22 protein-coding genes, 2 pseudogenes and 1 riboswitch are annotated in these 24,212 nt (G+C 60.0%); of the genes and pseudogenes, 4 read left to right on the top strand and 20 right to left on the bottom strand.

What is annotated here, in order from left to right; genetic code table 11:
- Positions 1 to 3: 3 nt before the first annotated feature.
- From ES815_RS16440 to moaA, 10 genes and pseudogenes are all read right to left on the bottom strand, one after another.
- Positions 4 to 522: a DUF3304 domain-containing protein gene (locus tag ES815_RS16440; RefSeq protein WP_142488760.1), complete on the bottom strand. Its 519-nt coding sequence runs from the start codon at positions 520 to 522 to the stop codon at positions 4 to 6.
- Between the two features lie 9 nt (positions 523 to 531).
- Complete coding sequence (locus ES815_RS16435) at positions 532 to 1,359, bottom strand: DUF4123 domain-containing protein (RefSeq protein WP_142488759.1); 828 nt, start codon at positions 1,357 to 1,359, stop codon at positions 532 to 534.
- 3 nt (positions 1,360 to 1,362) lie between these two features.
- Positions 1,363 to 3,702: pseudogene (locus tag ES815_RS16430) on the bottom strand (type VI secretion system Vgr family protein).
- Positions 3,703 to 3,835: 133 nt separating this feature from the next.
- Positions 3,836 to 3,910 (bottom strand): annotated as a pseudogene (locus tag ES815_RS23975) (hypothetical protein); the annotation flags it as partial.
- 144 nt (positions 3,911 to 4,054) lie between these two features.
- The gene (locus ES815_RS16425; protein ID WP_142488758.1) at positions 4,055 to 4,759 is read right to left on the bottom strand and encodes a Bax inhibitor-1 family protein; all 705 of its coding nucleotides are present in this window, start codon (positions 4,757 to 4,759) and stop codon (positions 4,055 to 4,057) included.
- Positions 4,760 to 4,816: 57 nt separating this feature from the next.
- Positions 4,817 to 5,269, bottom strand: a complete 453-nt coding sequence (moaE, locus tag ES815_RS16420) for a molybdopterin synthase catalytic subunit MoaE (protein ID WP_142488757.1) — start codon at positions 5,267 to 5,269, stop codon at positions 4,817 to 4,819.
- 1 nt (position 5,270) lies between these two features.
- Positions 5,271 to 5,516, bottom strand: coding sequence for a molybdopterin synthase sulfur carrier subunit (gene moaD / locus ES815_RS16415; RefSeq protein ID WP_142488756.1), 246 nt, complete (start codon positions 5,514 to 5,516; stop codon positions 5,271 to 5,273).
- Positions 5,509 to 5,994 (bottom strand): cyclic pyranopterin monophosphate synthase MoaC, encoded by a 486-nt coding sequence (gene moaC / locus ES815_RS16410; protein ID WP_142488755.1) that lies wholly within the window; start codon positions 5,992 to 5,994, stop codon positions 5,509 to 5,511. The genes moaD and moaC overlap by 8 nt, the downstream gene beginning before the upstream one ends.
- A 3-nt stretch (positions 5,995 to 5,997) precedes the next feature.
- Positions 5,998 to 6,510: a molybdenum cofactor biosynthesis protein B gene (gene moaB / locus ES815_RS16405; RefSeq protein WP_142488754.1), complete on the bottom strand. Its 513-nt coding sequence runs from the start codon at positions 6,508 to 6,510 to the stop codon at positions 5,998 to 6,000.
- 19 nt (positions 6,511 to 6,529) lie between these two features.
- Entirely contained in the window at positions 6,530 to 7,519 is a 990-nt protein-coding gene (moaA, locus tag ES815_RS16400; protein ID WP_142488753.1) for a GTP 3',8-cyclase MoaA, read from the bottom strand.
- A riboswitch (molybdenum cofactor riboswitch) is annotated at positions 7,507 to 7,641 on the bottom strand. (Overlaps the previous gene by 13 nt.)
- A gap of 225 nt (positions 7,642 to 7,866) precedes the next feature.
- Between moaA and yvcK the strand changes: the two genes are divergently transcribed.
- Entirely contained in the window at positions 7,867 to 8,775 is a 909-nt protein-coding gene (yvcK, locus tag ES815_RS16395) for a uridine diphosphate-N-acetylglucosamine-binding protein YvcK (protein ID WP_142488752.1), read from the top strand.
- Between the two features lie 100 nt (positions 8,776 to 8,875).
- Here the strand turns inward: yvcK and uvrB are convergent, their stop codons facing one another.
- On the bottom strand, positions 8,876 to 10,891 hold the full coding sequence (uvrB, locus tag ES815_RS16390; protein WP_142488751.1) for an excinuclease ABC subunit UvrB: 2,016 nt from the start codon (positions 10,889 to 10,891) through the stop codon (positions 8,876 to 8,878).
- 746 nt (positions 10,892 to 11,637) lie between these two features.
- Between uvrB and ES815_RS16385 the strand changes: the two genes are divergently transcribed.
- A complete protein-coding gene (locus ES815_RS16385; protein ID WP_142488750.1) occupies positions 11,638 to 12,333 on the top strand; it encodes an ABC transporter ATP-binding protein in 696 nt (231 codons plus the stop codon).
- Here the strand turns inward: ES815_RS16385 and bioD are convergent.
- From bioD to bioB, 4 genes are read right to left on the bottom strand one after another with little or no spacing between them, the layout of a single operon-like run.
- Positions 12,272 to 12,997: a dethiobiotin synthase gene (bioD, locus tag ES815_RS16380; protein ID WP_185902342.1), complete on the bottom strand. Its 726-nt coding sequence runs from the start codon at positions 12,995 to 12,997 to the stop codon at positions 12,272 to 12,274. The two genes, ES815_RS16385 and bioD, sit on opposite strands and share 62 nt — an antisense overlap.
- On the bottom strand, positions 12,990 to 13,745 hold the full coding sequence (bioC, locus tag ES815_RS16375) for a malonyl-ACP O-methyltransferase BioC (RefSeq protein ID WP_142488748.1): 756 nt from the start codon (positions 13,743 to 13,745) through the stop codon (positions 12,990 to 12,992). Before bioC ends, bioD begins: the two co-directional genes overlap by 8 nt.
- The gene (gene bioF, locus ES815_RS16370) at positions 13,729 to 14,886 is read right to left on the bottom strand and encodes an 8-amino-7-oxononanoate synthase (protein WP_142488747.1); all 1,158 of its coding nucleotides are present in this window, start codon (positions 14,884 to 14,886) and stop codon (positions 13,729 to 13,731) included. Before bioF ends, bioC begins: the two co-directional genes overlap by 17 nt.
- Complete coding sequence (gene bioB / locus ES815_RS16365; protein ID WP_142488746.1) at positions 14,883 to 15,923, bottom strand: biotin synthase BioB; 1,041 nt, start codon at positions 15,921 to 15,923, stop codon at positions 14,883 to 14,885. The genes bioF and bioB overlap by 4 nt, the downstream gene beginning before the upstream one ends.
- Positions 15,924 to 16,010: 87 nt before the next feature.
- On the opposite strand from bioB, the gene bioA reads away from it, so the two are divergent.
- The gene (gene bioA, locus ES815_RS16360; protein ID WP_409518838.1) at positions 16,011 to 17,300 is read left to right on the top strand and encodes an adenosylmethionine--8-amino-7-oxononanoate transaminase; all 1,290 of its coding nucleotides are present in this window, start codon (positions 16,011 to 16,013) and stop codon (positions 17,298 to 17,300) included.
- A 44-nt stretch (positions 17,301 to 17,344) separates the two neighbouring features.
- On the top strand, positions 17,345 to 17,821 hold the full coding sequence (locus ES815_RS16355; RefSeq protein WP_142488745.1) for a kinase inhibitor: 477 nt from the start codon (positions 17,345 to 17,347) through the stop codon (positions 17,819 to 17,821).
- Positions 17,822 to 17,887: 66 nt separating this feature from the next.
- Here ES815_RS16355 and hutH read toward each other — a convergent pair whose 3' ends face one another.
- The 5 genes from hutH to hutI form a co-directional block, all read right to left on the bottom strand.
- Entirely contained in the window at positions 17,888 to 19,408 is a 1,521-nt protein-coding gene (gene hutH / locus ES815_RS16350; RefSeq protein ID WP_142488744.1) for a histidine ammonia-lyase, read from the bottom strand.
- A complete protein-coding gene (hutU, locus tag ES815_RS16345; protein ID WP_142488743.1) occupies positions 19,408 to 21,093 on the bottom strand; it encodes a urocanate hydratase in 1,686 nt (561 codons plus the stop codon). The genes hutH and hutU overlap by 1 nt, the downstream gene beginning before the upstream one ends.
- Positions 21,094 to 21,218: 125 nt before the next feature.
- On the bottom strand, positions 21,219 to 21,953 hold the full coding sequence (locus ES815_RS16340; protein ID WP_142488742.1) for a histidine utilization repressor: 735 nt from the start codon (positions 21,951 to 21,953) through the stop codon (positions 21,219 to 21,221).
- A gap of 44 nt (positions 21,954 to 21,997) precedes the next feature.
- Entirely contained in the window at positions 21,998 to 22,936 is a 939-nt protein-coding gene (gene hutG / locus ES815_RS16335; RefSeq protein WP_142488741.1) for a formimidoylglutamase, read from the bottom strand.
- Positions 22,933 to 24,156, bottom strand: a complete 1,224-nt coding sequence (hutI, locus tag ES815_RS16330) for an imidazolonepropionase (protein WP_142490077.1) — start codon at positions 24,154 to 24,156, stop codon at positions 22,933 to 22,935. The genes hutG and hutI overlap by 4 nt, the downstream gene beginning before the upstream one ends.
- Between the last annotated feature and the right edge of the window lie 56 nt (positions 24,157 to 24,212).

Below are 24,212 nucleotides of genomic sequence, written 5' to 3'. Positions count from 1 at the left end.
ATGTTATTTTCCTTTTTTTAATTCTGAGGTTTGGTCTTTGATATCGTGAGAATCAGGATGATTAAATCCGGTACTCCACCATAACCGGACATTATCTTCAGGCAGGAAATAGACATGAAGATAATTTTCACCCCACTGGCGGGCAGGCATAGGCATTACCGTGTGGCGTGATTCTAATCTCATACCTTTAAGGTATTGCTCGTGAGTTATATCCAGTGTCCAGATCACTTCAGCCTTATCCCCGCTGATGCTTCCGCAGCAGGTTGCTTTACCCCCGCCATGCGCAAAGGCATTCGCCCCCGCCACCCCGTTTACGCTAAATCCCAGAACAGGCCTGTCAATTTCGCTGTGAATAATCAGCGTCACCGGCCCCGACGGCGGCCCCCAGACCGCCGCCCATACCGACCAGCCAAGATAAATCACCACTGGCAGTATCAATGCTCCCCAGAGACATTTCCCCCAACGGGCATAACCCCGGTTAACCGCACCGTCTATTTTTTTATACGCACGGAAAAATCCCATATTCTGGTTTCATCCCTGATGTTGAATAATATTTTTGAATACTTGCTCCAGCGAGACTTTTCCCTGCGCAACATTTTCTAATGCAGACTGTATAGTCTCTGACTCCAGTCTTTTTTTACCGCCATTAAGATAAAAAAGGGCATACAGTTTTTGTTCTGTGCCCGCTTTCATTTTCGCTTCGCATGCTTTTTTCAGCGCTTTTTTGACCATATCGCGCTGTACACACGGAGAGAAATGCTGGCTGGAGGGCAACTTTTGCCAGGCGGTTAATACACTGGTGACAACCGGGTCATCTGCGATATATTGCCATTCTTCTTTATTCAGCCGTATGGCGCTATCTCTGGCATTTATTACCCGTGAAGGGGGAATATTTACAGGCTGCCATCCATTCTCTTCAGGTGACCACCACTGAGAAACCCCTCTAAATAAGATACTGTGCCATTCCCGATCGTTACGGCTCGCCAGTAGACTCATGACATTCCGGACATAAAAACGCACTAATGACGCAGAGTCATCGGGCGAAATAATTGTACATGCAGCAGAAAGCTGAACGGCTAAAGCTCCGCCTGAGCGTGAAGAAGCGATAACAGCCGCTAAACCCGACATGGAATCAATATAACGTTCTACCTCCGCCTTATTTTTTAAAGCGAACAACCAGGGTCCATAGTTTCTGAATTCTGCAAGCTGTGGATGGAGATACAGCGAATACAGAGCCGATGCGTGTTCATTATAAAAAGTTTGAAAAGCATCCGATGTTTGCGCGCCACCTTCCAGTAACAGAAAGAGATGTGTGTTAATTGATTCAGGTAGCGCCTGCATCATTTTTTTAGCATCCATTGACTACGCTCCCTGAACAATAGCGTCGTTGGCTCTGATGGCATTGAGGAGGCATTCGATACATATTGAGCCATTAAGCGGCGGATACTGACCCGGGAGAAGCGGAATGGGTAACGGCATGGTGGCCGGAGCCGCCGCCATGGTCCTTTTCGTCCGCCGCAGGTAGGTCCCCACCGTGCCGTACTCAATCTTCCCCGCCTCCAGCCGCAGGTAGCTCCCGCCGCCAATCAGCGTGATGCGTTTCTTTCCGGTAAATGAGATGTCACTCGCCGAACTCATCGTCAGCTTTTTCTCCGCAATCAACTGCATCTTCCCGTTCTGCGCCTGCATCTCCACCTGGCCTTCGCTGGCTTTCAGGCTCAGTTGCCCCGTTCTCGCAAACAACCCGATTTTTTCTCCGGCCAGCGCCGTCATGTTGCCCATCACGCCAGTGCTGATATCGCTCCCGGCGTTAATGGCAATGTTCTTCGCGGCGGTCATCTGCAGATGCTCACCGCTGGTGAATGCCATCCCTTCCGGCGCGGAGAACAGCAGGGTTTCGTTCAGCGGCTTCAGGCGCTTTTCAAACATCTGTATCTGGCTGTCAATGTCCGCCTTCAGCGCCTGCGCCTGTTCAGCGGCAGTTTCCAGTTGCTGAAGCTGCTGCAGGCAGATATCAATTTCTTTCAGGGCGGTCTCCATCTCCAGCACCTCGCCCGCCGCCTTCTGCTGTCCGTCCGCGGTGATAAACAGCCCTTTTGCGACGCGAATCACGCCGTGCTCATCGGTTCTGAGTTCAAAACCCTTGCCACGGGGTATCTCCTGCACGTCCACCAGATGCCCGGTATTCAGCTGCGTTTTGCCGTACTCCGTGGCGAGCTTGATATGCTCCTCCCCGCGCTGGTCTTCCATCCGCATCTTGTTATTCGCAGGCGTGCGCAGCACGTTGCGGGTGTGGTTGTCGCGGGCAACATGGTCCGGGTGCTCAGAATCATGCAGGGCGTGGGAGATATACGGCAGGTCGATGTCGCCGTTGCTGTATGCGATGGCCACTTCGGTACCGTCGAGCAGCGGGGTGTGCCAGCCGTATGTCCCACCGGCATACGGCTTCGCCATCCGCAGCCACAGGTAGGCAAACCCCTGTCCAGTATCGTCCCGGTCGAAATCCAGCCTGACGCGGTAGCGACCCTGTTCATCCAGATGCGCGTAGATGTCGTTCTTCTCCCGGCTCTCAACCCGTGCGGGCAACGTGCCGTGCACTTCCGGGCGTTAGGTTTCTGCCGGGCGGAAGCAGTAACGTTCGGTATAGGGCATCCCGTCGACGGAGACATGCAGGCGGGTGTCACGGGCGGCATGGTACTCCATGGTGGTGATGACCACACCCTCCTTAAGCGCCCGAATCACCTCGCCCTGCGGCTCCAGCACCTGGCCCGGCAGCAGGCATGCGGCGTTACTCTCCAGATGAATACGCGCCGAGGCGTTCAGTTCCCGCTCATGGTGAATGCGGGCATAAAAGGCACCGGATTCGGTCTCCGGCTCCGGGTCGGTGTCGTCGCCTGCCTCCCGGTACGGCGCGACGTAGCGGTAATGCTCTCCGGTGGTCACCGCCTCACTGCGCACGCTCACCGTCGCGTCCATCGGTGTTCCGGCGATACGGTAGTTGTAATCCCGTACGCTGACCATGCCCGGCACCACCTGGTTCAGGGTGGACACGTCCCACACTGACTCCTGTGCCCCGTCATACAGCCCGGACGGCTCGCGGTACGGCAGATGAACGTCAAACCGGTAGTTCAGCTGGCTGTCGGCAAAAATATAAATATCCAGCCCGCGCGCCTCGTCCATTTCCGTGCGCCAGAAAATCCCGACCTCTGACAGTATGCGCTGAATAAATTCCAGGTCCGTCTCCCGCCACTGAGTAATCAGTTCACGTGCCGGGTAGGTGCGCTCCAGACGAAAATCAAAATCCGCGCCTTCAAGGCCATGCTGGCGTAATACCTGCTCCACCACCTCCGGCACCGACTGATTCTGAAATACACTGCACTGACGGATACGCGTCAGCAGTGCCAGACGGGAGCTCAGCACCACCTGGTAATGCGACTGGTCGGCAGTGGTGGAAATCCACTCCAGACGGGTGATGATACCGTGCACCGCCTTCCCGCTGCGCATATGCAGGGTGGCGTGTTTCATCAGCACATCCTGCGGGGCGATATTATCCTGCGGGGTGGTGAAGTCGATTTCCCAGCGGAACGGCTCGCTCAGAGCCTCCCGGCCGCTGAAGCGCAGCACGTCGGGGGTGACGGCGGAGCCGGTAATCCGGAGGGTGTGGCGGGTCTGTCCGTCGAAAAGCGCCAGCCAGTTATCCATAACAAAGGCTCAATTAATATTGGGGTTAATGAGGGATGGTTGCACGGCGGGGGTAAGCTGTAAATGGCTGGAACAGGAGTCAAATTCTGAAAATTGCGGAGGAATCTCAAATGCTGACCGCTTTTTGCAGCGCCTGCGAGGCGAACAATAAAAATTCGGTACGTAATGACATGGTATCTCTCGCATCCCACGACATAAGCGACTCCATAACAGGGGGTTCTTATGCCTTAGTTGTAGGTGTCTACTATGTCCCCGAACAAGTGTTCATGATGTCACCGGACCGTACACCCCATAATTGAGAGTGAGATATCCCTTGTAGGCCCGGCAAGCATCGCGCTGCCGGGCATCACCCTTAACGGCGGTTGCCGAAGATGCGCAGCAGCATCAGGAACAGGTTGATGAAGTCCAGATAGAGGGTCAGCGCCCCGAGAATCGAGTATTTACGCAGGTTTGAACTGTCACGCACGTCAATCTGCTCTCCGATATTTTTCAGCTTCTGCGTGTCGTAGGCCGTCAGGCCGACAAACACAATCACCCCGATATAGGTCACCGCCCACATCAGCGCTTCGCTCTTCAGCCAGAAGTTCACCAGCGAGGCCAGCACGATACCAATCAGCGCCATAAACAGCATGTTGCCAAAGCCGCTCAGGTCGCGTTTGGTGGTGTAGCCGTAGAGGCTCATCGCGCCAAACATCCCGCCCGCCACCACGAAGGTGCTGGCAATGGAGGAGTAGGTATAGACGATGAAGATGCTGGAGAGCGTCAGGCCGGTAAGCGCCGAATAGAGCATGAACAGCGTGGTCGCCATCCCGGCACTGAGCTTATGCACCAGCCCGGAGAGGACAAACACCAGCGCCAGCTGGGCGATAATCAGACCAAAGAAGGTAATTTTGCTGGAGGAAACGAACATCATTACGGCAGGCGTGTTTGCTGAAAACCAGGCGACAAACGCGGTAAGCAGCAGTCCGCAGGTCATCCAGCCATAGACCTGCGCCATATAGGTTTGCAGGCCGCTGCGGGTCTGCACGATGGAATCGGAACGGGGAAATCTGTCCATAACGCACTCCTTTTTAAGTGGACGCATGTTAAAGACTAGTACATCCCGCCAATCCGGCTACCAGCGGCTGGCGGCTTCCTTGTCGCTGTCCCGGGACTCTACCCAGCGATCCCCTTCCGGCGTGGCTTCGCGCTTCCAGAACGGGGCGCGGGTTTTCAGATAATCCATAATAAACTCGCCTGCGGCAAAGGCGCTGCCGCGATGGGCGCTGGTGACGCCCACGAAGACGATCTCTTCCCCGGGCCACATCTCGCCGATGCGGTGGATCACCGTTACCCGGCCGAGCGGCCAGCGCTCGCGCGCCTGGTCGACGATCTCCGCCAGCGCCTTTTCGGTCATGCCCGGATAGTGCTCAAGGGTCAGGGCCTTCACGCTGTCGCCCAGATTATGGTTGCGCACTTTGCCGGTGAAGGTGACCACCGCCCCGTCTTCGTCGCGCTCCGCCAGCCAGCTGTACTCCGTGCCGACGTTGAAACGCGCCTGATCGACCACGATTTTGGTGTCAGTCATCTCAACCTCCGGTCACCGGTGGAAAGAAAGCTACCTCATCGCCCGGTTTGACCGGATGAGTGAACTCCACCAGCGTCTGGTTGACCGCCGCCAGCAGTTTGCCCGCGTCCAGCGCCAGCGCCCAGCGATCGCTCTGCGCCGCCAGATGCGCCCGCAGCGCCTCCACGGTATCGAACTCACTCTCCAGCGTCAGGCTGTCGGTGTTCACCAGCTCGCGCACCTGCGCAAAAAACAGCACTTTAATCATTATCTTGTACCCTGAAATCACCTGATTTACCGCCGCTTTTCGCCAGCAGGCGAACCGGGCCGATGACCATATCTTTCTGCACCGCTTTGCACATGTCGTAGATGGTCAATGCCGCCACGGAGGCAGCGGTTAAGGCTTCCATCTCCACCCCGGTTTTTCCCGTCAGGCGGCACAGTGATTCGATGCGCACCCGGTTATGCTCCGGCTCGGCCCGCAGGTTGACCTCGACCTTGCTCAGCATCAGGGGATGGCACAGCGGGATAAGATCCCAGGTGCGTTTCGCCGCCTGGATCCCGGCGATCCGCGCCGTGGCGAAGACGTCCCCTTTGTGGTGGCTGCCGTCAACGATCATTGCCAGTGTCTCGGGAAGCATGGTGACGAACGCTTCCGCGCGGGCTTCACGCACGGTCTCGGCCTTGGCGGAGACATCCACCATATGCGCTTCGCCAGCGGCGTTAATGTGGGTCAGTTGCGACATAGCTTACTTCTTCAGATGAGGATGGAAATTACACGGACGCGTACGGGCATCCAGCTGCGGGGCAATGATGTTTTCCCATGCGGTACGGCAGGCTTTAGTGGAGCCCGGCATGGCAAAAATCACCGTATTGTTGGCGATCCCGGCCACGGCGCGCGACTGCAACGTGGAGGTGCCAATCTCTTCGAACGAGAGCATGCGGAACACTTCCCCGAAGCCTTCAATCTCGCGATCGAACAGCGGCAGCAGCGCCTCGGGGGCCTGGTCGCCCGTGGTAAACCCGGTGCCGCCGGTGATCAGCACTACCTGAACGTTGTCGCTGGCGACCCAGCGCGACACTTCCGCGCGAATGGCGTAGCGGTTCTCTTTGACGATGCTCTTGTCGACGATCTGATGCCCCGCCTCATGGGCCGCATCGCGCAGCCAGTGGCCGGAGGTATCATCCTCTTCGCCGCGGCGTTCGGAAACGGTAAGGATAGCAATACGCGTCGGGATAAATTCAGCGTTTACCTGACTCATCTTCTGGTTCCTTTTGCGATTACCCGCCTATGTAGGACAGGTTCTGGGTGATCCCGGTGTTGCCCTGATGCAGGAAATGGGTCTGTTTTTTGTGCATCAGCGCCTCAGAAATGCGCGCTTCCAGCGCCTGCTGCTGGGCGTCATCGGCCAGCAAATCGCGCAGGTCGACGCCGCCGTCGCCAAACAGGCACAGGTGCAGTTTACCCACCGACGAGACGCGCAGGCGGTTGCAGCTGGCGCAGAAGTCTTTTTCATACGGCATGATAAGACCGATCTCCCCTTCGTAGTCGGGGTGACAAAAGACCTGTGCCGGGCCGTCGCTGCGCTGGCGAAGCTGATGGATCCAGCCGCGTTTGAGCAGTTCATCGCGCAGCACCATGCCGGAGATGTGATGGCGGGAGAACAGGTCGCTGCCCTCGCCGGTTTCCATCAGCTCGATAAAGCGCAGTTGGATGCGGCGGGGCTTGATCCACGCCAGGAAGGTATCCAGCTGATGATGGTTCACATCGCGCATCAGCACGGTGTTGACCTTCACCTTGTCGAAGCCGGCCGCAAAGGCTGCATCGATGCCCTCCATCACCTGGTGGAATTTATCCTGGCCGGTGATGGCGTGAAACTGGCGGGCATCCAGACTGTCGACACTGACGTTGATGGCCGTGAGCCCCGCATCGCGCCAGTCGGCGACATCGCGCGCAAGGCGATAACCGTTAGTGGTGACCGCAATCTGGCGGATGACGTCGTTTTCACGTACTGCGGCAATGATGTCGGTGAAGTCACGGCGCAGCGAGGGTTCGCCGCCGGTAAGACGGACCTTTTCTGTTCCCATGGCGGCAAACGCGCGCGTCACGCGGCGGACTTCGTCCACGGAGAGAAAGCCGTTATTGGTGATACCGCCGGGTTTGTAGCCGTCCGGCAGGCAGTAGGTGCAACGGAAATTGCACACATCGGTAATCGACAAACGCAGGTAAAAAAACTTACGCGCGAATGCATCGGTAAGTTGTGAAGCCATGTACACCTTTCCTGATACGGGAGGCACAGTCATTTCTTTCTGTACCCTGGTGGCGAAACCGCCACGGCCAGAGCACCATATCTGTCGACACAGGCGCAAAGGCTAGAGTGTATGTTTTCGATTAAGAAAACGTGGTTATGCCGATAGTAGCGTGTTAAAAGCAGTTTCGCTATTATCGTCTTTCGCTATATAAAGTTGTATATATCGACATGTTCGTGCCATTTCGATTCAGAATACGTCATTATAAAATTAATGCATTGATATATGTCATTTTGCCCCGGGCGGGACATCGTCATTTAGGGGTAGTTGAGTTACTGTTAAGATGTTCGTCTTACTAAGGAATTTCTATGCGCAATCGCACTTTTGCGGATCTCGACCGCGTCGTCGCTCTCGGCGGAGGACACGGACTGGGCCGGGTGATGTCCTCCTTGTCATCGCTCGGCTCACGGCTTACCGGGATCGTTACCACCACCGATAACGGCGGCTCAACCGGACGCATTCGTCGCGCCGAAGGGGGCATCGCCTGGGGTGATATGCGCAACTGTTTAAATCAACTTATCACCGAACCCAGCGTCGCTTCCGCGATGTTTGAGTATCGTTTTGGCGGTAATGGCGAACTTTCGGGGCATAACCTCGGAAATCTGATGTTAAAGGCGCTGGATCATCTCAGCGTGCGGCCTCTGGAGGCGATCAATTTAATCCGCAACCTGCTAAAAGTGGATGCGTTTTTGATTCCGATGTCCGAACTTCCGGTGGATTTGATGGCCATCGACAGTAACGACCATGAAGTGTATGGCGAAGTGAATATCGACCAGCTGGTTCTGCCGCCGAAAGAGCTGATGCTCTACCCCACGGTTCCGGCGACCCGTGAAGCAGTTGAGGCCATTGGTGAAGCAGATTTAATTTTGATCGGCCCGGGCAGTTTTTACACCAGCCTGATGCCGCTGCTGCTGAACAACGAGCTGGCCCAGGCGCTGCGCCGGACGCCTGCCCCCGTGGTTTACATCGGCAATCTGGGTCGCGAGCTCAGCCCTGCCGCCGCCGGGCTTTCGCTGCCCGCTAAGCTGGCCCTGATGGAGCAGTATGTCGGGAAAAAGATTATCGATGCGGTGGTGGTCGGGCCTTGTACTGATGTATCAGGCATGGAAGGCCGGGTGGTAGTGCAGGAGCCACTTGAGGCGAGCGATATTAAGTACCGCCATGACCGGCATTTACTGCGCGTGGCGCTGGAGAAGGCGGTGCAGGCGTTGGGTTAAGACTGTGCGGCCTTTATCGCCCGGTGGCGCTAGCGCTTACCGGGCCTACAAGTTTAAAGCCGTTCGTAGGCCCGGTAAGCGCAGCGCCACCGGGCACAAACTACGACGCGGCGATGAATAAATCCCGCAACTGATGTAGCTGGTCGCGGATCTGCGCGGCCTCTTCGAACTCCAGATTCTGCGCGTGCTGCATCATCTGCCCTTCCAGTTCGTGAATCTTCTGCTGCAGCGCTTTCGGCGTCAGGGCAACGGTATCGGCCTCCACCGGTGAGCGCGACTTGCCGCGGCCCTTCGCTTTGGTTTTGGCGATGTTCTGGCCGAGCGCCAGGATATCCACCACCTTCTTGTTCAGACCCTGCGGCGTAATGCCGTGCTCTTCGTTATAGCGCTGCTGCTTCTCGCGGCGGCGTTCGGTTTCGCCGATGGCTTTCGCCATTGACGGGGTGATCTTGTCGCCGTAAAGAATCGCTTTGCCGTTGACGTTTCGCGCCGCACGACCAATGGTCTGGATCAGCGAGCGCTCGGAGCGCAGGAAGCCCTCTTTATCGGCATCCAGAATCGCCACCAGCGACACTTCCGGCATATCCAGCCCTTCACGCAGCAGGTTGATCCCCACCAGCACGTCGAACTCGCCAAGGCGCAGGTCGCGGATGATCTCCATACGTTCCACGGTGTCGATATCCGAGTGCAGATAGCGCACCTTCTCGCCATGCTCCTCGAGGTATTCGGTCAGATCTTCCGCCATGCGTTTGGTCAGGGTGGTGACCAGCACGCGCTCGTTGATGGCCGCCCGGGCACGGATCTCCGACAGCAGATCGTCCACCTGGGTGCCAACCGGACGCACTTCGATAATCGGATCCAGCAGACCGGTCGGACGCACCACCTGATCCACCACTTCATCGCCCGATTTCTCCAGCTCGTAGTTGCCCGGCGTCGCGGAAACGTAGATGGTTTGCGGCGCCAGCGCCTCAAACTCTTCGAACTTCATCGGGCGGTTATCCAGCGCCGACGGCAGACGGAAGCCGTACTCCACCAGGGTCTCTTTACGCGCCCGGTCACCGCGGTACATGCCGCCAATCTGCGGAATGGTCACGTGGGATTCGTCCACCACCAGCAGGCCATCCGCCGGCAGGTAGTCAAACAGGGTCGGCGGCGCCTCGCCCGGCCCGCGGCCGGAGAGATAGCGCGAGTAGTTTTCAATACCGGAGCAGTAGCCCAGCTCGTTCATCATCTCGAGATCGAACTGGGTACGCTGGCTGATGCGCTGCTCTTCCAGCAGCTTGTTGTTGTCCAGCAGGGTCTTGCGGCGATCCGCCAGCTCTACCTTGATATCTTCCATCGCCTGCACGATGCGCTCGCGCGGGGTAACGTAGTGGGTTTTGGGGTAGACGGTGAAGCGCTGAATAATCGACTCCACGTGGCCGGTCAGCGGATCAAACAGGGACAGCCGCTCCACCTCTTCATCAAACAGCTCCACGCGCAGCGCGAAGTCGTCCGATTCCGCCGGGAAGATGTCGATGACCTCGCCGCGAACGCGGAAAGTGCCGCGCTGAAATGCCTGATCGTTGCGGGTATATTGCAGCTCCGCCAGGCGCCGCAAGATGGCGCGCTGATCGATAATCATCCCCTGGGTCAGGTGCAGCATCATCTTCAGGTAGAGATCGGGGTCGCCGAGGCCGTAAATGGCTGACACCGAGGCTACCACCACCACGTCGCGGCGCTCGAGCAAGGCCTTGGTGGCGGACAGACGCATCTGCTCGATATGCTCGTTCACCGAGGCATCCTTTTCAATAAAGGTGTCGGAGCTCGGGACGTAGGCTTCCGGCTGGTAGTAGTCGTAGTAGGAGACGAAATACTCCACCGCGTTTTCGGGGAAGAACTCTTTCATCTCGCCGTACAGCTGCGCAGCCAGGGTTTTGTTGGGTGCCAGCACCATGGTGGGCCGCTGAAGATCGGCGATCACGTTGGCGACGGTAAAGGTTTTACCCGAACCGGTCACCCCCAGCAGCGTCTGGTGTGCAAGCCCATCCTCCAGCCCCTCTTTCAGACGGCGAATCGCTTCAGGCTGATCGCCAGAAGGACGGAAAGCGGAATTCAGTTTGAACGGTTTACTCATGAACGGCGACCTGATGATGATTAATACGGCAGGTGTGTAATTTTACTCCTCATGGCTATTTTTGCCAGTAAATTATACTGGATATAAACCCAGTAGCATCTGCGTGGTTTTGTGCCAGCAGCAACGGGAATCAAGCAAAGCTGCGCAAAATTTCGGCTGTGACGGGATAAAATTCCATCAGGGGTCGGTTATCCCCAGAATTTTTTGTTTTTTAACATTTGTCAAGGCGAACCGCCGAACTTTAGCGCATCTGATTGACAGTTTGATGACAATGATTGCTTTTATTTAACGCCTTGATCTGCAATAAAGTTTTCAAAAAGACGCGTTTCGCAGCAATTCAGGCGCAGGCCGCGTATTCTCTCGCTTACCTTGTGTTTTCTAACTCTAATGCACATGGTTATCCACAGGAATAGTGGATAACTGTCTCCAGGCCATACGGAACGTGACTCGGCCCGTTCCCGGTTTTTCTCCCCAGCGCGACGGTAAAAAATTTTTATCACCCAATTATGGCGATCTTATGACAAAAATCAGCGAACGAACTGGTGAGGCATTGCTCACATTTTAACCAAAATAGTACCTGCACCAGGTGCATAAAACGGGGCACCGACGCAGTGCAGGTTCCTGTCATCGCAGCGCGCATTTTTGAACCTAATCCGAAAAAAGAAGGTTTAAGCGCCTTTTTTTGGGCTGTGGCAAGAGTCTTGCAGAGCATCAGGTGTCACCGATGCCTGAAAAGGAGCACTACCATGTTAAGCCTGCGCGCCGTAAACCAGTATTACGGGGATCGCCACACCCTGTGGAACGTTGACCTCGATCTCCCTCCCGGCCTCTGCACCGGCGTCGTCGGGCTGCCCGGAATGGGGAAAACCACCCTCGTGAGCTGTATTGCCGGGCTGCTGCCCATCGCCAGCGGCACCATGGTCTGGCATGACGCCGGGCCAGAGACCCGTCCAGGAGAGGGGATCAGCTTTGTGCCACAGGACCGGCGGATCTTTTCGCAACTGACGGTAGAGGAGAATCTGCATGTCGCGCGGATGGCGAAAGGCGTCGCGGGCGGATCGGTAAGCCGCGACGTTTTTGAGTTCTTTCCGGAGCTGTACCCGCTGCGCCAGCATCGGGCCTCGGGGCTTAATGACGACCAGCAGTACCAGCTGGCACTGGCTAACGCGCTGGTCACCCGCCCTCGCCTGCTGATCCTCGACGAGCCCAGCCGCGGCACCGGCCAGCTGTTTACCCTCAAGCTGGCGCAGCTGCTGCTCAGGTTCAACCGGGAGCTGGGATTATCGGTGCTGCTGGCCGAACAGCATCTTTCCCTGATCCGTCGGGTGGCGGATCGCTTTTGCCTGCTTTACCGGGGGCGAAACGTGGCTCAGGGTCGGGTCAGCGAGCTGGATGACCCGCTGATTGCCCACTGGATGGGGCCGACGGCGTCAGCGCAGTAAGAGACAGATACTGCCCGACTGCCGAGGTGTCAGCCGTATCGCCCAGCCACGGGATCTCGCCCAGCAGCGGAGCGGGCAGCACGCGCTGGAGCGTCGCCATGTATTCGGCATGGCGCTTGCCGGGGGGCACTACCCCGTTCGCCACCCAGCCTGCAAAATGCAGTCCCGCCTGCTGAATCGCCTGCGCGGTCAGCATCGCGTGGTTGATACAGCCCAGCTTCCCCCCCACCACCAGGATCACCGGCAGGCGTTCGGCCAGCACCCAGTCGGCGAAGGTCTGCTCCTGCGACAGCGGCGTGAACCAGCCGCCCGCCCCTTCCACCAGCACCCAGTCGGCACAGCTCTCCAGGGTGCGTAACCCGGCGGAGAGCGTGCTGAACAGGATCGGGCGCTGCTCGTCGGCGCTGATGATGTGCGGCGACGTCGGCTCCGCGAAGGTATAAGGGTTCACCGTCGGGTAGCTCAGCGTCACGCTGCTGTTGTGCTGTAACGCCAGGGCATCGCTGTTGCGCAGCCCTTGTGCGGTCATCTCACTGCCCGAGGCCACCGGTTTGTATCCGGCAGTGTTGCGGCCCAGCGCCCGCGCCGCCTGTAACAGGGCGGTGCTGGCGACGGTTTTACCGACCTCGGTGTCGGTGCCGGTGACAAAATAACGTTCAGTCACGTTCGATAATTCCATGAAAAAGTTGATAAGAGAGCGGGAATTTCCCCGCCTGCTGCGGCCAGGCCTGCGCCAGCCGCTGCAGCTGGCCGCGCGTTAAGGGCCTGTCGGCCCGCCCGGCGTGCAGATGGGTGGCGCCGATCCCCTTCAGGGACTGCATGGCGCTGAGCGCATCGTCAAACAGCAGGGTGACGGTCTGGACCGCACAGCGGTACTGCCAGCCGGACAGGGCATCGTTCACCTGCTGTCCGGTCAGAAAACGGTTGGCGTGCGGCTGGGTATCCACCGCCTGCCAGGCCTGATTCAGCTCCGGCAGCGAGCCGTTGAGCAGCGTGGTGAAGGCCACCTTGCCTCCCGGCTGCGCCACGCGATACAGCTCTGCCAGCGCCTGCGGCAGACTGGCGCACCACTGCACCGCCAGATGGCTCCAGACCAGGCTGAACTGCTCCTCCGCCAGCGGAATGGCTTCGATATCGGCCTGCAGATAGCAGTCGGCCGCCTGGTTGCGGCGCGCTTCCTCCAGCATCGGGGCGCAGAGATCCATCGCCGTCACATGACTCCCGGCCTGGCGCCAGGCCAGGCTGTTGCTCCCCGGGCCGCAGCCGGCGTCCAGCACGCTGGCAAACCTGTTCTCTGCCAGCAAAGCCCGCAGCCCGTCGGCACTTTGCCGCTGGAGACCATCGTGGCGCGCGTAGCTGTGCGCCGCCCGGCCAAAGGCGGCGGCAATCGCCTGTTTATTCACTTGCGACATGCAGCGCCTCCAGTAACGCGGTGATATCTTCCGGCTCATGCGCCGCCGTCAGAGTCAGGCGCAGGCGCGCCGTGCCCGCCGGCACGGTAGGCGGACGAATGGCGGTCACCCAGATCCCCTGCTCTCTGAGGACCTGCGCCAGGTGCAGGGCGCGCGCGTTGTCGCCGACGATCAGCGGCTGAATGGCGCTCTGCGAGGCGGTGATCGCCAGCGGCAAATCGCGCACGCACGCGCGGAACTGGTCGATCAACGCAGCCAGCCGCTGCCGACGCGCGTCGCCTTCGTCGCTGCGAATCAGGTTAAAGGCCGCCAGCAGCGCCACCGCCTGGGCAGGCGGCATGCTGGTGCTGTAGATCAGATGGCGGGCGAACTGCAGCAGGTAGTCGGCGACGGATTCGCTGCACAGCACCGCCGCCCCGCTGACCCCAACGCCTTTACCGAAGGTCACCACCAGCAGCTCGGGTTTAACGCCCTGGCTGGCAGCGCTTCCGCGCCCCTCTGGCCCGGTGACGCCAATCCCGTGGGCATCGTCCACCAGCAGCCAGCTGCCCTGACGCTGGGCCGCCGCGTGGATCTCGCCCAGCGGGGCGCTGTCGCCGTCCATACTGAAGATCCCCTCGGTCACCACCAGCTGTTGCCCGGCGCAGGGTTTATCCAGCAGCGAATCCAGCTGGGCGACATCGTTGTGGGCGAAGCGCCTGAGCTGAGCCGGGCTGTGGCTGGCGGCTTCCAGCAGCGAGGCGTGGCTTAAGCGGTCGGCCACAATGCGATCCTCTTTGCCGGTCAGGGCGGCAATCAGCGCCTGATTAGCGGCAAAGCCGGAGATAAACAGCAGCGCCCGCGGGTAGCCGAGCCACCCGGCAAGGTGCTCCTCCAGCGCCTGATGCGCGTGGGTGTAGCCGCTGACGTGGCCGGAGCCGCCGCTGCCCACGCCGTACTGCTCCGCGCCCTGTTGCCAGGCGCGGATGATGTCGGGGTGCTGACTCAGGCCGAGATAGTCATTGCCGGAGAAGTTGCAGTACCGCCGCTGCTCGCGGGTGAGAAAGCGCCCGGCGCCGTTCTCCACCGGGGTGCGCACGCGCAGGGCGTCGGACGCCCGACGAGCGTCGAGGGCGGCATCGATGCGTTGTTGCCAGGTCATACCGTCGCCGCGTTATAGAACTGGTCGGTATCGGCGTTGAAAAGCTGCTGTTCGAGCTGGTGCTGCTGCTCGTTATCGCCGGTCAGCACCGCGGTCTGCTGCGGGTTGAGCCCCAGCTTGCGGAACAGCTGCACGTCTTTGTCCTCTTCCGGGTTCGGGGTGGTAAGCAGCTTGCAGCCGTAGAAGATGGAGTTGGCCCCGGCCATAAAGCACATCGCCTGAGTCTGCTCGTTCATCTGCTCGCGACCCGCCGAGAGGCGTACGTACGAGGTCGGCATCATCACTCGCGCCACCGCAATAGTGCGGATAAAGTCAAAGGCGTCGACGTCGTCGTTATCGGCCAGCGGGGTGCCCTTCACCTTCACCAGCATGTTGATCGGCACGCTCTCCGGCGGGGTCGGCAGGTTTGCCAGCTGTAACAGCAGCCCGGCGCGATCGGTGACCGTTTCGCCTAAGCCGACAATCCCGCCCGAGCAGACCTTGATGCCCGCATCGCGCACTTTGTCGAGGGTGTCCAGACGCTCCTGATAGGTCCGGGTGGTGATGATGTTGCCGTAGAACTCCGGGGAGGTGTCGAGGTTGTGGTTGTAGTAATCCAGCCCCGCCGAGGCAAGACGCTGGGCCTGATGGTCATCCAGCGTGCCGAGAGTCATACAGGCTTCGAGGCCCATCGCCTTCACGCCCTGCACCATCTGCTCGAGATAAGGCATATCGCGCTCGTGCGGGTTTTTCCAGGCCGCGCCCATGCAGAAGCGGGTCGAGCCGGCGTTTTTCGCCTGACGCGCCGACTCCAGCACCTGCTCCACCTCCATCAGGCGTTCGGATTCGAGGCCAGTTTTGTAACGCGCGCTTTGCGGGCAGTATTTGCAGTCTTCCGGGCAGGCCCCGGTCTTGATCGACAGCAGGGTGCTGACCTGAACCTGCTGCGGATCGAAGTGCTGACGGTGAATTTGTTGCGCTTCAAACAGCAGTTCAAGCAGGGGTTTTTCAAATAATGCAGTGACTTGCGACAATGTCCAGCGAGCCTGGTGAGCCATGGGGCGTCTCCAAAGGGGTTTAGTTCAGGATGGGTTCGGGTTATGCTTGTAAACCTAAATGTTTTCAAAATGGTTTACAAGTCGATTATGACAACGGACGATCTCGCCTTCGATCGGCAACACATCTGGCATCCCTACACCTCCATGACCCAGCCCCTGCCGGTATATCCGGTGACGGAAGCGCACGGCTGCGAGCTGACCCTGGCCAGCGGCGAACAGCTGGTGGACGGCATGTCCTCCTGGTGGGCAGCCATTCATGGCTACAATCACCCGCGGCTTAACGCGGCGATGAAAGCCCAGATTGACCGCATGTCGCACGTGATGTTCGGCGGCATCACCCATCAACCGGCGGTGGATCTCTGCCGTCGGCTGGTGGCGATGACCCCCGAAGCGCTGGAGTGCGTCTTCCTGGCCGATTCCGGCTCGGTAGCGGTGGAGGTGGCGATGAAAATGGCGCTGCAGTACTGGCACGCGAAGGGCGAAAGCCGTCAGCGGTTTATCACCTTCCGCAACGGCTATCACGGCGACACTTTCGGCGCGATGTCGGTCTGCGATCCCGACAACTCGATGCACAGTCTGTGGAAGGGCTATCTGCCGGAAAACCTGTTTGCCCCGGCGCCGCAGAGCCGTTTCGACGGCGAGTGGGATGAAATGGACATGGTCGGCTTTGCCCGCCTGATGGCCGCCCACCGTCATGAGATTGCCGCCGTGATCCTCGAGCCCATCGTGCAGGGTGCGGGCGGAATGCGCATGTACCATCCCGAGTGGCTGAAGCGCATCCGCAGGATGTGTGACCGCGAAGGCATTCTGCTGATTGCCGATGAAATTGCCACCGGCTTCGGGCGCACCGGCAAGCTGTTTGCCTGCGAGCACGCGGGCATTACGCCGGACATTCTCTGCCTCGGCAAAGCCCTGACCGGGGGCACCATGACCCTCTCAGCCACCCTCGCCACTCGCCAGGTGGCGGAGACCATCAGCAACGGCGAAGCAGGCTGCTTTATGCACGGCCCGACCTTTATGGGTAACCCGCTGGCCTGCGCGGTCGCCAGCGAGAGCCTGGCCCTGCTTGAGAGCGGTGAGTGGCAGATTCAGGTGCCCGCCATCGAAGCCCAGCTGAAGAATGAACTGGCGGCGGCGCGGGATTCAGCCTTTGTCGCCGACGTGCGGGTGCTGGGGGCGATCGGCGTCGTTGAAACAACCCATCCGGTGAACATGTCGGCGCTGCAAAGCTTCTTTGTGGCGCGCGGCGTCTGGGTGCGGCCGTTCGGCAAACTGATCTATCTGATGCCGCCCTATGTGATAAGCCGCGACCAGCTCAGCAAGCTGACCCGTGCGGTGGTGGATGCCGTTCAGGAGCCTGCGCACTTTACGCTTTAGTTTATGCGTTACACTTCTGGCAGGGCTTTTTACGGAGGAACTGTATGAAACTTATCAGTCAGGATCTGCGCGACGGCGATAAACTCCCGCTGCGCCACGTATTTAACGGTATGGGATATGAGGGAGATAACATCTCTCCGCATCTGGCGTGGGACGAGGTGCCGTCGGGTACCAAAAGCTTTGTCGTGACCTGTTACGACCCGGACGCCCCAACCGGCTCCGGCTGGTGGCACTGGGTTGTCGCCAATATCCCCGCCGATACCCGCGTGCTGCCGCAGGGCTCCGGCTCTTCGCTGGTGGCGCTGCCGGAGGGTGCCGTGGAGACCCGCACCGATTTTGGCAAAGCGGGATACGGCGGCGCGGCCCCGCCAAAAGGCGAAACCCATCGTTATATCTTCACGGTACATGCGCTGAATGTGGAGAGAATCGAGGTCGATAAAGAGGCCAGCGGCGCAATGGTAGGCTTTAACGTCCATTTCCACACCCTGGGCAGCGCGTCGATTACGGCGATGTACAGTTAAATAAAAAACCGGCACATAGGCCGGTTTTTTGTAGGCCCGGTAAGCGCAGCGCCACCGGGCGTTTTTTTACAAGAACGCTGGCAGCAACCCGACCAGGCTCCTTTTGTTCAGCAACGCAATCGCCGCATCAATATCCGGGGCAAAGAAGCGGTCGTCATCATAGTGCGCCACCTGCTCCCGCAGGATATGCCGCGCCTGCTCCAGCTGCGGGCTGGAGGTCAGACCGTCGCGCAGATCGCAGCCCTGACAGGCCGCTAACCACTCTACCGCCAGCACGCCGCGGGTGTTGCCCGCCATCTCCCACAAGCGGCGGCCTGCCGCCGGGGCCATCGAGACATGATCTTCCTGATTAGCTGACGTCGGCAGACTGTCCACGCTGTGCGGGTGCGACAGGGCCTTGTTCTCGCTCGCCAGCGCGGCGGCGGTCACCTGGGCAATCATAAACCCGGAGTTAACCCCGCCGTTGCGCACCAGGAACGGTGGCAGCTGGGACATGTGTTTATCCATCATCAGCGCGATACGACGCTCCGACAGCGCGCCAATTTCGGCAATCGCCAGGGCCAGATTATCCGCCGCCATCGCCACCGGTTCGGCGTGGAAGTTACCCCCGGAGACCACTTCGTTTTCCGCGGCGAACACCAGCGGGTTATCGGAAACGGCATTGGATTCCACCAGCAGTACCTCCGCCACCTGACGCATCTGGGTAAGACAGGCCCCCATTACCTGCGGCTGACAGCGCAGGGAGTACGGGTCCTGCACCTTGTCGCAGTTGTGGTGCGACTCGGCAATGGCGCTGGTGTCGGTCAGGACGTGGCGGAACAGCGCCGCGGCGTCGATCTGCCCGCGCTGGCCGCGTACCTCATGAATGCGGGCGTCAAACGGACGACGGGAGCCGAGCACCGCTTCGGTAGTCAGCGCCCCACAGACCACCGCCGAGGCAAACAGATCTTCGGCTTCAAACAGGCCGCGCAGGGCAAAGGCGGTGGAGGCCTGGGTGCCGTTCAGCAGCGCCAGGCCCTCTTTCGCCGCCAGCGTCACCGGGGCCAGACCCGCTTTCTGCAGGGCGGTGGCGGCCGGTAACCATTCGCCCCGGTAGCGGGCTTTGCCCTCACCCAGCAGGGTCAGGGACATGTGCGCCAGCGGGGCCAGATCGCCGGACGCGCCGACCGAACCTTTGGCCGGGATCCAGGGGTAAACTTCGGCGTTGACCATGGCAATCAGCGCCTGAATTACGCTCAGGCGGATGCCGGAGAAACCGCGCGCCAGGCTGTTGATCTTCAGCACCATCATCAGACGCACAATGTCGTCATCCAGCGGCTCGCCGACGCCCGCCGCGTGGGAGAGCACCAGCGAACGTTGCAGGTTTTCCAGATCGTGAGTAGCGATGCGCGTCTGCGCCAGCAGGCCAAAACCGGTGTTGATCCCGTAGGCGGTGCGCCCTTCGGCGACAATCGCTTCCACGCAGGCGACGCTGTCGTTGATGGCCTTGTGGGCCGCGTCGTCGAGCGTCAGGTGCAGCGGCTGTTGCCAGACCTGGCGCAGCTGGGCCAGGGTCAGGGAACCGGGAGTCAGGGTTAAAGCGTTCATCAGTGCTTTCCTTGTTGAGCGGCGATCATCGGCAGGTTCAGGCCCTGCTCTTTCGCGCAATCAATGGCAATGTCATACCCGGCATCGGCATGGCGCATCACGCCAGTCGCCGGATCGTTGTGCAGTACGCGGGCAATACGGGCCGCGGCTTCATCGGTGCCGTCGCAGACGATGACCATTCCGGCATGCTGGGAGAAGCCCATCCCGACGCCGCCGCCGTGGTGGAGCGAGACCCAGGTCGCGCCGCTGGCGGTGTTGAGCAGCGCATTCAGCAGCGGCCAGTCGGAGACCGCGTCGGAGCCGTCCTTCATCGCTTCGGTTTCACGGTTCGGGCTGGCAACCGAGCCCGAATCAAGATGGTCACGACCAATAACGATTGGCGCAGAGACTTCACCGCTGCGGACCATTTCGTTAAAGGCCAGGCCCAGCTTCTGGCGCCACTCCAGGCCTACCCAGCAGATACGCGCCGGCAGTCCCTGGAAGTTAATGCGCTCGCGGGCCATGTCCAGCCAGTGATGCAGGTGTTCATCATCGGCGACAATCTCTTTCACTTTGGCGTCGGTTTTGTAGATATCTTCCGGGTCGCCGGAGAGCGCCACCCAGCGGAACGGGCCGATCCCGCGGCAGAACAGCGGACGGATATAGGCAGGGACAAAGCCTGGGAAATCAAAGGCGTTGGTAACGCCCATCTCTTTCGCCATCTGGCGGATATTATTGCCGTAATCGAAGGTCGGGACGCCCTGCTGGCTGAAGGCCAGCATCGCGTTGACATGATCGGCCATTGAACGCTTCGCCGCCAGCACGGTGCCTTCCGGATCCTGCTGCGCTTTCTGCTGGTACTCTTCCCAGCTCCAGCCTTTTGGCAGGTAGCCGTGCAGCGGATCGTGGGCGCTGGTCTGGTCGGTGACCAGGTCCGGACGCACGCCGCGCGCCACCAGCTCCGGCACGATATCGGCCGCGTTACCGCACAGGGCAATCGAGACCGCTTTGCCTTGCTGGGTGTATTTGTTAATGCGCGCCAGGGCATCGTCCAGCGAATCGGCCTGCTCATCGACGTAGCGGGTACGCAGACGGAAATCGATGCGGCTCTGCTGGCACTCAATGTTAAGGGAGCAGGCTCCCGCCAGTGTCGCCGCCAGCGGCTGTGCGCCGCCCATGCCGCCCAGGCCCGCGGTCAGTACCCAACGGCCTTTCAGGGAGCCGTTATAGTGCTGACGGCCCGCCTCGACAAAGGTTTCGTAGGTGCCCTGGACGATGCCCTGGCTGCCGATGTAGATCCAGCTGCCGGCGGTCATCTGGCCATACATCGCCAGCCCTTTCGCATCCAGCTCGTTAAAGTGTTCCCAGGTTGCCCAGTGCGGGACCAGGTTGGAGTTGGCGATCAGCACGCGCGGGGCGTTTTCGTGGGTTTTGAAGACGCCGACCGGTTTGCCGGACTGCACCAGCAGGGTTTCGTCGTTTTCCAGTTCGGTGAGGGATTTGACAATGGCGTCATAGCACGCCCAGTTGCGCGCCGCGCGGCCAATTCCGCCATACACCACCAGCTCGTGAGGGTTTTCCGCCACGTCGGGATCGAGGTTGTTCATTAACATGCGCAGCGGGGCTTCGGTGAGCCAGCTTTTGGCGTTAAGCGTGGTGCCACGTGGGGCGCGGATCTCTTGCTGGCGATACTTACCTGACGACATTGTGTGCTCCTCATTGGGGACAGAATATACACTAAGATATACTTGTATAGACAAGTGCACACAAGGCCGGTTTTAACAATTACGATACATTTTTGTTATATTGCGTCAGCAATCACGCTTTTGGCTTATGACATGAAATGGCCCTGCAGCCGATAGCGGTTGCCCGGGAACAGCAGTCTGGCGTGGGAAACAATGTGCGAGGCTGACCAGGTACGGCGGTGGATCAGCAGGCAGGGATCGTGCTCTTTAATACGCAGCAGCTCGCACTCCTGCGGCGTGGCGCGCACCGCCTCGACGATATGCTCCCCTTCCGTCAGCGGCGCGACCAGCGACAGATAAGCATGGGGGGTGGTGGCGGTATAGTCCTGCTGCAGGTAATCCGGCACCAGCGCGGCATTGACGCTGCGATCCTCAATCTGCACCGGGATATCGTTTTCAAAGTGCAACATCAGGGAGTGGAAGATACGCGTTCCCTCTTTGACGTTCAACGCAGCGGCCTGCGCAGCGCTGGCCTGCGTCTCCTCAAGGAACAGCACCTCACAGCGGTGCTGATGGTTGCGGGAGGCGATCTCATCGGCAATGCTGCGAATTTCAAACAGCGCGGACTGCCCTTTTGGCTCGGCCACAAAGGTGCCGACCCCCTGCAGACGCACCAGCAGCCCCTCATCGGTCAGCTCCCGCAGCGCGCGGTTGATGGTCATCCGGCTAAAGCCGAACTGGGCCACCAGCTCTGCCTCGGACGGGATGCGATCGTGAGGACGCCAGACGCCGGTGGCGATCTGATGGCTGATCGCCTGTTTTACCTTTTCATAGAAAGGGGCTGGCGTATTGGCCTGCTGCTGCGGGGCGCGAGAGAACATAGCAATTCCTTAAGCCGTTATAAAAATCCGAGTATATCCACAGATTACGCCCACCAGTGAGCAATTTGCCAGGCAAGACGCGCGGCGAGCTTCGCCCCCTGGCCGTCGCGATCGAAGCCAGGGCTGAACTCCACCAGATCCGCCGCCTGCAGTTTGCCGCTGCGACAGATCCGCGCGATGACCGGGAGCAGATCCCGGGCCGGAACCCCCAGCGCGGCGGGGGCCGACACGGCGGGCATCTCCCCGGCGGGCATCACGTCGAGGTCAATGGTGAGGTAGACCCGATCCGCATTGTTGAGGACGGTGTCCAGCACCGGCAGCGCCTGCTGCTGGAAATCGAGATCTTCCACCAGAGTGACGTTAAGACGAGCCGCTTCATCCCACAGCGCCTGCGTATTGGCCGCCCGGCTGACCCCGAGACAGGCGTAGTGAAACTCACGCTGCTGTTCCGCGCAGTAGAGCGCCAGCTGGCGGAACGGGGTTCCGGAGGTCGCCTGACTGGCGTGACGCAGATCGAGGTGCGCATCGAGGTTGATAATTACCACCCGCTCGCCGGGAAAAGCATCCAGCACGCCGCGGCCATGGGCCCAGGCGGTTTCATGCCCGCCGCCGAACACCAGGGTGCGCATGCCGGCCTGCTGGCAGGCGGTGACCGTCTCGCTCAGCGCCTGCTGGGCGGCCTCCAGCGCCTCCCCCTCGACGCGGATGTTGCCCATATCGGTCAGCCGCTGGTGGCCCTGATGGCTGGCCATATTTCCCAGCGCGCGGCGTAACACATCCGGGGCCTGGGCCGCACCGGTCCGGCCCTGATTGCGTCTGACCCCTTCGTCGCAGGCAAAGCCGATCAGGGCGATACCGTCCCCGGAGGGCGTTGGCGTATCGCTACGTTGCACGGTCTGGAACAGGCGCAGCGCGTTGCTGGCCTCGCGGGTGTCGTCACGCCCCTGCCAGACGTCAGGTGAAACCGGCTGCCATACGCTCATTGTACTTTTCCTCTGAATACGCGCTGATAAAGCGGGTTACGACCCGGCTCATACACCATCTCCACCGGGCTTTTGGCATCCCAGATCGCCAGATCCGCGACAAACCCGGCCTTCAGCTGGCCGTGCGTTGCCCCGCGACCCAGCGCCTGGGCGGCATGCCGGGTCACCCCTGCCCACGCCTCTTCCGGGGTTAAACCAAACTGCACGCAGGCCATATTCATCGCCAGATGCAGGCTGGCAAAGGGGCTGGTGCCGGGGTTGTAGTCGGTCGCGACGGCCATCGGCACCCCCTGCTGACGCAGCAGGTCAACCGGCGGGCGCTGGCGCTCCTGCAAAAAGTAGAACGCACCGGGCAGCAGCACCGCCACGGTGCCGCTCTGCGCCATCGCGCTCACTCCGGCCTCATCAAGATACTCAATGTGATCGGCAGACAGCCCGTGGTAACGGCTCACCAGCGCGGTGCCGCCGAGGTTAGAGAGCTGCTCGACGTGGCCTTTAATCGGGATCCCCCGGGCCTGTGCCGCCTGGAACACCCGCTCGCTCTGTTCCGGGGTAAAGCCAACGTTCTCGCAGAAGACATCCACGGCTTCGAAAAGGCCTTTCTCCCACAGCTGCGGGAGCGTGTGCTGACACACGTGGGCGATGTACGCATCCGGATCCTGACGATACTCCTTCGGCACGGCATGGGCAGCCAGCAGCGTCGGGCTGATCTCAATGGGATGGGTGTGCGCCAGACGCTGGGCCACGCGCAGCATCTTCTCTTCCGCCTCGTCGTTCAGGCCGTAGCCGGATTTGATTTCGATAGTGGTAACGCCTTCGCGCATCAGCCGCTGTAAACGCTGCTGCGCCAGCTGCTCAAGCTGCTCAGGGGTGCTGTCCCGGGTCGCGCTCACCGTGGCATTAATTCCGCCGCCCTGGGCGCTGATGGTCTGATAGGAGACGCCGTTCAGCCGCTGCTCCCACTCGGCGGCGCGGTCGCCGCCAAACACCAGATGGGTGTGGCAGTCAATCAGGCCCGGCGTGACCAGCCGCCCCTGTAAATCGCGGGTGTTGGGCAGATCCTGCGGCAGGTCAGATTCCGGCACGATCGCCAGGATGGTCTCTCCACGCACAATTAAGGCCCGGTTCTCCAGCAGACCATAGGCTGTGCCGTAGCCAGGATCCATAGTCGCGAGGCGCAGGTTACGCCAGATAACGTCGTCGGGATGAAGTTGCAACATCGGGCTTCCGCTTGTCATGAGTTGTATAGACATTTATTTTCATTCCCGTCGCCCTG

The sequence above is a fragment of the Leclercia adecarboxylata genome (genome assembly GCF_006874705.1).
Lineage (GTDB): Bacteria > Pseudomonadota > Gammaproteobacteria > Enterobacterales > Enterobacteriaceae > Enterobacter > Enterobacter adecarboxylatus_C.
Note: the sequence above shows the minus strand (reverse complement) of the source record. Positions and strands in the feature narration are given on the sequence as shown.

What these genes read in the sequence shown, in the direction of transcription:
- ES815_RS16440 (WP_142488760.1), bottom strand. Translation starts at nt 522, where the DNA reads ATGGGATTTTTCCGTGCGTATAAAAAAATAGACGGTGCGGTTAACCGG.
- ES815_RS16435 (WP_142488759.1), bottom strand. Translation starts at nt 1,359, where the DNA reads ATGGATGCTAAAAAAATGATGCAGGCGCTACCTGAATCAATTAACACA.
- ES815_RS16425 (WP_142488758.1), bottom strand. Translation starts at nt 4,759, where the DNA reads ATGGACAGATTTCCCCGTTCCGATTCCATCGTGCAGACCCGCAGCGGC.
- moaE (WP_142488757.1), bottom strand. Translation starts at nt 5,269, where the DNA reads ATGACTGACACCAAAATCGTGGTCGATCAGGCGCGTTTCAACGTCGGC.
- moaD (WP_142488756.1), bottom strand. Translation starts at nt 5,516, where the DNA reads ATGATTAAAGTGCTGTTTTTTGCGCAGGTGCGCGAGCTGGTGAACACC.
- moaC (WP_142488755.1), bottom strand. Translation starts at nt 5,994, where the DNA reads ATGTCGCAACTGACCCACATTAACGCCGCTGGCGAAGCGCATATGGTG.
- moaB (WP_142488754.1), bottom strand. Translation starts at nt 6,510, where the DNA reads ATGAGTCAGGTAAACGCTGAATTTATCCCGACGCGTATTGCTATCCTT.
- moaA (WP_142488753.1), bottom strand. Translation starts at nt 7,519, where the DNA reads ATGGCTTCACAACTTACCGATGCATTCGCGCGTAAGTTTTTTTACCTG.
- yvcK (WP_142488752.1), top strand. Translation starts at nt 7,867, where the DNA reads ATGCGCAATCGCACTTTTGCGGATCTCGACCGCGTCGTCGCTCTCGGC.
- uvrB (WP_142488751.1), bottom strand. Translation starts at nt 10,891, where the DNA reads ATGAGTAAACCGTTCAAACTGAATTCCGCTTTCCGTCCTTCTGGCGAT.
- ES815_RS16385 (WP_142488750.1), top strand. Translation starts at nt 11,638, where the DNA reads ATGTTAAGCCTGCGCGCCGTAAACCAGTATTACGGGGATCGCCACACC.
- bioC (WP_142488748.1), bottom strand. Translation starts at nt 13,745, where the DNA reads ATGTCGCAAGTGAATAAACAGGCGATTGCCGCCGCCTTTGGCCGGGCG.
- bioF (WP_142488747.1), bottom strand. Translation starts at nt 14,886, where the DNA reads ATGACCTGGCAACAACGCATCGATGCCGCCCTCGACGCTCGTCGGGCG.
- bioB (WP_142488746.1), bottom strand. Translation starts at nt 15,923, where the DNA reads ATGGCTCACCAGGCTCGCTGGACATTGTCGCAAGTCACTGCATTATTT.
- bioA (WP_409518838.1), top strand. Translation starts at nt 16,011, where the DNA reads ATGACAACGGACGATCTCGCCTTCGATCGGCAACACATCTGGCATCCC.
- ES815_RS16355 (WP_142488745.1), top strand. Translation starts at nt 17,345, where the DNA reads ATGAAACTTATCAGTCAGGATCTGCGCGACGGCGATAAACTCCCGCTG.
- hutH (WP_142488744.1), bottom strand. Translation starts at nt 19,408, where the DNA reads ATGAACGCTTTAACCCTGACTCCCGGTTCCCTGACCCTGGCCCAGCTG.
- hutU (WP_142488743.1), bottom strand. Translation starts at nt 21,093, where the DNA reads ATGTCGTCAGGTAAGTATCGCCAGCAAGAGATCCGCGCCCCACGTGGC.
- ES815_RS16340 (WP_142488742.1), bottom strand. Translation starts at nt 21,953, where the DNA reads ATGTTCTCTCGCGCCCCGCAGCAGCAGGCCAATACGCCAGCCCCTTTC.
- hutG (WP_142488741.1), bottom strand. Translation starts at nt 22,936, where the DNA reads ATGAGCGTATGGCAGCCGGTTTCACCTGACGTCTGGCAGGGGCGTGAC.
- hutI (WP_142490077.1), bottom strand. Translation starts at nt 24,156, where the DNA reads ATGTTGCAACTTCATCCCGACGACGTTATCTGGCGTAACCTGCGCCTC.